This is a genomic window from Nocardia sp. NPDC049149 (assembly GCF_043197455.1).
Lineage (GTDB): Bacteria > Actinomycetota > Actinomycetes > Mycobacteriales > Mycobacteriaceae > Nocardia.
The window spans coordinates 37,503-43,959 of the sequence record NZ_JBICTD010000023.1; the positions used below are offsets into that span (position 1 = coordinate 37,503).

6 protein-coding genes are annotated in these 6,457 nt (G+C 67.9%); 4 read left to right on the forward strand and 2 right to left on the reverse strand.

All coding sequences use genetic code 11. The features are described from left to right. Positions 1-85: 85 nt before the first annotated feature. A complete protein-coding gene (locus tag ACGFNJ_RS44000; protein WP_393462635.1) occupies positions 86-532 on the forward strand; it encodes a MarR family winged helix-turn-helix transcriptional regulator in 447 nt (148 codons plus the stop codon). 11 nt (positions 533-543) lie between these two features. Here ACGFNJ_RS44000 and ACGFNJ_RS44005 read toward each other — a convergent pair whose 3' ends face one another. Together ACGFNJ_RS44005 and ACGFNJ_RS44010 are read right to left on the reverse strand one after the other, a co-directional pair. After that, positions 544-1,656, reverse strand: a complete 1,113-nt coding sequence (locus tag ACGFNJ_RS44005; RefSeq protein WP_393462637.1) for an alcohol dehydrogenase catalytic domain-containing protein — start codon at positions 1,654-1,656, stop codon at positions 544-546. A 285-nt stretch (positions 1,657-1,941) separates the two neighbouring features. Continuing rightward, positions 1,942-3,162, reverse strand: coding sequence for a DUF418 domain-containing protein (locus ACGFNJ_RS44010; RefSeq protein WP_393462639.1), 1,221 nt, complete (start codon positions 3,160-3,162; stop codon positions 1,942-1,944). A 202-nt stretch (positions 3,163-3,364) separates the two neighbouring features. Here ACGFNJ_RS44010 and ACGFNJ_RS44015 point away from each other — a divergent pair, with 202 nt between their 5' ends. The 3 genes from ACGFNJ_RS44015 to ACGFNJ_RS44025 all read left to right on the forward strand — a co-directional run bounded on the left by ACGFNJ_RS44015 (position 3,365) and on the right by ACGFNJ_RS44025 (position 5,639). Beyond that, positions 3,365-4,021 (forward strand): response regulator, encoded by a 657-nt coding sequence (locus ACGFNJ_RS44015; protein WP_393462641.1) that lies wholly within the window; start codon positions 3,365-3,367, stop codon positions 4,019-4,021. Beyond that, positions 4,018-5,100, forward strand: coding sequence for a sensor histidine kinase (locus ACGFNJ_RS44020; RefSeq protein WP_393462643.1), 1,083 nt, complete (start codon positions 4,018-4,020; stop codon positions 5,098-5,100). The genes ACGFNJ_RS44015 and ACGFNJ_RS44020 overlap by 4 nt, the downstream gene beginning before the upstream one ends. A gap of 188 nt (positions 5,101-5,288) precedes the next feature. Continuing rightward, positions 5,289-5,639, forward strand: a complete 351-nt coding sequence (locus ACGFNJ_RS44025; RefSeq protein WP_393462645.1) for a VOC family protein — start codon at positions 5,289-5,291, stop codon at positions 5,637-5,639. Positions 5,640-6,457: the final 818 nt, after the last annotated feature.

A 6,457-nucleotide genomic window follows, 5' to 3' on the forward strand; every position in this document is an offset into this window, starting at 1 on the left:
TCCACAACATGTCAATAAACAACTACATGTACTATGACATGTATCTGCGGGAGGTGGAAGAGTGCAGGACAAGGAGGCATGACCGATGGACGAGCACGACGCGATCACCGAAACCGTCGAAGCGGCGATGGTCCGCATCCGGCGCAGGCAGACCCGCGGTGCGCTCGCCGGGGACACACCGATCCCCGTAGCGGTATTCCGCGTACTCGACGCGGTGGCCGCCGACGAGTCCACCACCGTCAGCACGATTGCCCCAGCGCTCGGCGTGGATCAGCCCCGCGCGAGCCGCCTTGTCGCACAGGCGGTTTCCCTTGAACTCCTGGAACGAGTAGCCGATCAGCAGGACGGCCGCCGCGCCGTGCTCCGGCTCACCGGCGCTGGGCGGCAGGCGGTGGCGACCGCCCAGACCGGTCGCCGCACCGCGATGGCCGCGGCGATGTCCGACTGGACCGCCGCCGAACGCGCCGAATTCGCCCGCCTACTCACTCGTTTCGTCGACACGATGGACGAGGGCCGGGGTCGCCCGCAGTAGCCGGCGCAACCTCAATCGAAGACGATCACCTGTCGCAGCGCGTGGCCTGCCGCGAGTTCGTCCATCGCCGCATTGATGTCGTCGAGGCCGATATGCGCGGAGACCAGCCGTTCCACCGGCAGGCGCCCCTCGCGCCACATCCGGACATACGCCGGGATATCGCGAGCGGGCACCGCCGAACCCAGGTAGCTACCGACAATCGAACGTCCCTGGGCGACCAGGCCGAGCGGCGAGATGGCCGCACGGGCCTCGGGCGCGGGCAGGCCGACCGTCACCGTGGTGCCACCGGCAGCCGTTGCGGCAACAGCGGTTTCGAAGGCGCGGACGTTGCCCGCCGCCTCGACCACGATCTCCGCCTGCACGCCGAGCTCGGCGACCTGCGCCGGGGTGTAGGCGGCGGTCGCGCCCAACTCTCGTGCGAGAGTGAGCTTTTCCGGCACCGTGTCGACGGCGATCACCTCATGACCCTCGGCCGCCAACGACACCGCGACGAGCACCGCGGCCATCCCGACGCCGCCGAGCCCGACCACCATGATCCGGTCCCCCGGTCCCGGCTTCGCCGAATTCAGCAGTGCCCCACCACCGGTCAGCACGGCGCAACCGAGAACGGCCGCGACCTCCGGCGGCACGTCGTCGTCCACCGGCACCACCGACCTGCGGTCCACCACCGCGTGCGTCGCGAACGCGGACACCCCGAGATGGTGGTGCACCTCGTCGCCGTCGCGGTGCAGCCGCCGCCCACCACCGAGCAGTTCACCGGCGTTGTTGGCAGCACTGCCCGGCACACACGGCGTCCGACCGTTGGTCGCGCACCCCGCGCACTCACCGCAGCGCGGCAGGAAGGTCATCACCACGCGCTGCCCGATCGCGAGATCGCTGCCGCCCGGCCCGATCGCCTCGACCCGGCCCGCCGCCTCGTGCCCCAGCAGCATCGGCACCGGCCGGACTCGATTGCCGTCCACCACCGACAGGTCCGAATGGCACAGCCCGGCCGCCTCGATCCGAACAAGCAGCTCACCGGCTTCCGGCGCACCGAGCTCCAGCTCACCCACCCTGATCGGCGCCGACTCGGCGAACGGCACGGGCGCCGCGATCCGCTCCAGGACCGCCCCACGAATCTTCATTCCGCCGACGCTACCGCCCCGACTGTCCCAGGCACAGCGCTCGCGGGTGCCGAGAGCCGCCTGTCCCCCGCGTGGCCCCGCATGGCTCATCCACCCGCAGCAGACCACGACGACCCGCGTGGACAACCCCCCTCCGATCGAGCAGGATGCGGCTGCCCACGCAGGGCCGGTCACCGGAGTGGCTCGAACATGCAACCCTGCCAGGGCAGAAGAGCAAGGTCAGCACTAGCGCCGCAGCGACGGCCCCGATCACCACGCCCTCCCTGGTCGAGGTGACCGGGTGGCTCATCGCACGCGCCCGGCCACTGCCGTTGCCCGGTTCAGCAACCACTCCAGGGGTCCGCGGCGGAAGAAGTGGGTCCAGCAGTAGGCGAACATCAGGATGATCGCGCTCAGGCCGAGCAGCACCGGGAGGGAACCGGCCGGGAGGGTGTCGAAGCCGAGCACCGCGATCGCGATGACGTGAAACACGTAGGCGGTCAACGACATACTGCCGACCGCGATGAGCGGTGCAGTCACCCGCCGGAACCGCAGGGACCTGTCGCATGCCACCAAACACCCGATCAGGACCGTGAGCGCGACACCGGTGTTCGCGAGGATCGACAACGTAGTTTCACTGTGCGGCACCGCAACCAGCTGCGAACGCCAGCCCGACGGCACCTCGGCCACGTCGGACCACCACGGCGCGTTCATGATTCCGGACCACGTGGTCGTCCCGGGCACCAGATGCATTGCCAGCGCCGAACCGCCGTAGCCGAGCACCGCGAGGCCGACTCCGACCGCGAGCAGCCGCATCCGAATCACTGTGGCGGACAGATCGAATCGCGCCACCGCCATCCCGGCGAGGACGAACGGAAGCCACGCCAGCGCCGGATAGCTACCGGTGAACAGCAACCCCATGATCCCGCCGGGGCTGCCGATCGGCTCACCACGGCTGCTCAACCAGGCGAGCGGGTCGAAGCGATCGATGGCGGCGGTCCAGTCGGAATTCGACCCGGTCACCAAGAACAAGATCTGCGGCAGCACCAGGGCGGTCACCGCCGCGACCGCCGCCAAGGTGACGGCACGCAACCGGTACAACGGCAAGACCAGAACGAAGTACAGACCGTAGTAGGCCAGGATCACCTCTACCTCGGTGCCGAGCGCGGTCAACAGAGTGCCGAGCACGAGCAGAATGCCCGCCCGGATCAGCACCCGCACCACCGCCTGCCTGCCGTCGCGGCCCGTCTTCGGCGCGCGGCGGCCGGTGAGCAACACGATCGAGAAACCCGCGAGGAACGCGAACAGCGCCGACGACCGGCCGTGCGCCACCTCCATGACGAACCCGGTCACGCCGCCCTCCACCGGGTCCGGCCCCACGTGCGCGGCGAACATGCCGAGCACCGCGATGCCACGGGCGAGGTCGACGCCGACCAGCCGGGCGCCCTCCCGCGCGGCAGCCGCGCGGCCCGTACCGTCCCCTCGAACCAACCGATCCGGTTCGGCCGAAAGCGCGTTGTATGCCATGACTTTCAGCGTTGAGCAGGCACGACGGCACGGGTATCCGGCACGTGTCCGGAGCACCTCCGCGGACCGGCGGTCGCGACCCCGCCGATCGGCCGGATCACCCCCACCGATCGGCCATCGCCCGGGTCGTCGACGGCTCCGCGGGCAACCCCGCTCTAGGCTCACACGCGGAACTGGCGGAACAGCGAGAGGGGTGCGACGGGTGATCCGGGTGGTGGTCGTCGACGACGAGGCGCTGGTGCGTTCCGGTTTTCAACTGATCCTGAACGCGGCCCCCGACATCGAGGTGGTCGCCACGGCAACCGGGTCGGAGGCGGTGGCGGCGGTCGAGCGGGAACGCCCCGACGTCGTGCTGCTCGACATCAGAATGCCCGACGTGGACGGCCTGACCGTGCTGCGCCAGATCCGCGCCATGGCCAACGCCCCTGTCGTGGCGATGCTGACGACGTTCGACACCGACGACTACATCCTGTCCGCATTACGTTCCGGCGCAGCTGGTTTCGTCTTGAAAGACACTGAACCCGAGCAGCTGGCGCAGCTGACCCGCACCCTGGTCGCCGGTGGCGTCGTGCTGTCGCCGAAGGTCTCGGCGGCCCTGTTGCGCAATGCCGAACCGGCCGCCACCGCCGACATCGATGCGGATGCCGGGCGCATCCAACGACTCACCGACCGCGAGCGCGCGGTCCTCGTGCTGGTCGCCGCCGGCTTGTCCAACGCCGAGATCGGGCAGCGCATCCACTTGAGCGTCGGCACGGTGAAAGACCATGTCAGTGCGATTTTCACCAAGTTGCGGGTGACCAGCCGGGTGCAGGCGGCGCTGCTCGCGCAACGCGCGGGCCTGCTGGACGGACAATCATGACCAGGTTCACCCCGTGGCTGATCGACCTCGCGCTGATCGCGGTGGCCGTGCTGGATCTGATCGCCGACACCGGCGAAACATCGCTGATCGAACGCACCGTCGGCGGCATCGCCTGCGCGGCCCTGTTGTTGCGCAGGCGCTTTCCGCTGCTGGCCTACCTGCTGACGCTGCCGGGGAGTTGGATCCTCGCCAACCTCGCCGCGCCGGCGATCGCGCTCTACACGCTCGCGGAGCGAACCAAGAACCGGGCGCTGCTGGTGGCGGCGGTGCTGGGCACCTCGATCGCCGCCGCCGCGCCGTTCCCGCTCGGGCCGGTCGACGACCGGCCCGCCACCGTCGTCAGCTTCGCGTATTCGCTGGCCTGGGCGGGCGCCCCGGTGCTGCTCGGCCAGCTCATGCAGACCCGCCGCGATCTGAAGGCCAGGCTGGTCGAGATCGAAGAGGCGCGCGACCACGAACGGCAGTTGCACGCCCAGGCCGTGCTGGCCCGCGAACGCGCCCAGATCGGCCGCGAAATGCACGATGTCGTCGCCCATCAGGTCAGCCTGATCGCGGTGCGCGCGGGCGCGCTGCAGGTCGCGGCCACCGACGCGGACGCGATCGACGCCGCCCGCACTATCCGCAGACTCAGCGTCGACACCCTCGACGAACTGCGCCACATGGTGACGTTGCTGCGCGCGGCCGGCGGGCAAAGCACCGAGCTCACCCCGCAGCCGACGCTCGCCGATCTGCGAAAGCTGCTCGACTCCAGCGGAATCGAGGTCGAGTTCAGCGGCACGTTGCCCGACGATCTCGGCGCGCCGGGCCAGCGCACGATCTATCGAACCGTGCAGGAAGCGCTCACCAACGTCCGCAAGCATGCGCCGGGTGCGACCGCGACGGTCCAGTTGTGGCACGACACAGAGCATTTCGGCGTCACCGTGACCAATACCGAGCCGACCCGGCCTGCGGTGGCGTTGCCGAGTTCGCGCCACGGCCTGGTCGGATTGGCCGAACGCGCCGAATTGCTCGGCGGCACTTTCCGATCCGGGCCGACCATTGATCGGGGATATCGCGCCGAACTGCGCCTGCCGCGATGACGTCGACCGTGGTGTCGGTCACGGGGCACTGGCGAAATTCGTCGGAGGTTTGCTAACGTCGTTCGACGTGACGGTGCTCCCGTTGGCCGCCTTGTACCGAGCCCGGGGTCGGGACCGTCACGGCACAAGGAGAAATTCCCCTGTCAGTACAGTTCAATCACACCATTGTCGGTTGTCACGACAATCGGGTGACCGCCGAATTCTGGGCGGACATCCTCGGTTCGGAAATCGGGGCAGAGTGGGGTCCATTCATCCCGCTCCCATTGGATAACGCAGTCACCTTCGACTTCGCGAAAATCCCCCCGCATGTCACCGAAATCGCACCGCAGCACTACGCCTTCCTGGTCTCCGACGACGTCTTCGACGCGGCATACGCCAAGATCCAGCGCTACAAGCTGGACCATTGGGCCGACCCGCGCCAACAAGGCGTCAGCGAGATCAACCACAACGACGGCGGCCGCGGCGTCTATTTCCTCGACCCGAACGGTCACTTCCTGGAGTTGATCACCGTCCCCTACGGCGGCTGGCCAAGTAAGTAACCCAGGCTGGCCGACCGAGTGACACAGGCTGGCCGAGTATGTAATCCAGGCCGGCCGACCAGGTGACACAAGCTGGCCGAGTATGTAATCCAGGCCGGCCGACCAGGTGACACAAGCTGGCCGACCACGTAACGGACGAGAGGCGGCGCCCACCATGCGCCGCCTCTCCCTTCCGCAATCTGCAACCGTGGTCGCTCGAGGTGCCACCGCCCCGTGGTCCCCTCAAAGTGCCCCACCCGAATAGCTCATAGTCGCACCAACTCTCACCCCAACAGCCCTCTCGGGCCACCAGCTCACTTCGCTACGGGTACGAAGACTTCGATGGCGGGGAGATGACGGTTGCCGAGCCCCATCGACGGTAGTCAAATGGTTCCAGATGGCCGTTGACGGTAGTCATATGGTGGCACGACGGGCCGAGACGCCCACCATTGGACTCCCGTCAACATTCCACGATCACTTCCCGGAAGTTCTTTGAACCGGACCACACCCAAATGACCGGGCCGAATCTTTCGTGACGGTGTGACAGTGTGGCGGCGTGGCCCAGTTGAGCGGAGAGAAATGGTTGCTGACCACCGTTGAGCGGAGTCTTATGGTGGCAGTACGCGCCGAGACGCCCACCATTGGACTCCCGTCAACTTTCCTCGAGATCACTTCCCCGAAAGGTCTTTGAACCGGACCACAGCCAAGCAACCCGGTCTGGAACAAGAGAACCCGCACCTGACAGCGGAGGTCAGCCGGGAACGGCACACGACGCCACCACGCTATCCAGTGCAAACCCCGAAACCGTCCCGCTCGCCAGGAAACCGTCCAACCCGCGG

Excerpts from the sequence above, each read along its gene's own strand:
- ACGFNJ_RS44020 (WP_393462643.1), top strand. The coding sequence starts at position 4,018 with ATGACCAGGTTCACCCCGTGGCTGATCGACCTCGCGCTGATCGCGGTG.
- ACGFNJ_RS44000 (WP_393462635.1), top strand. The coding sequence starts at position 86 with ATGGACGAGCACGACGCGATCACCGAAACCGTCGAAGCGGCGATGGTC.
- ACGFNJ_RS44005 (WP_393462637.1), bottom strand. The coding sequence starts at position 1,656 with ATGAAGATTCGTGGGGCGGTCCTGGAGCGGATCGCGGCGCCCGTGCCG.
- ACGFNJ_RS44010 (WP_393462639.1), bottom strand. The coding sequence starts at position 3,162 with ATGGCATACAACGCGCTTTCGGCCGAACCGGATCGGTTGGTTCGAGGG.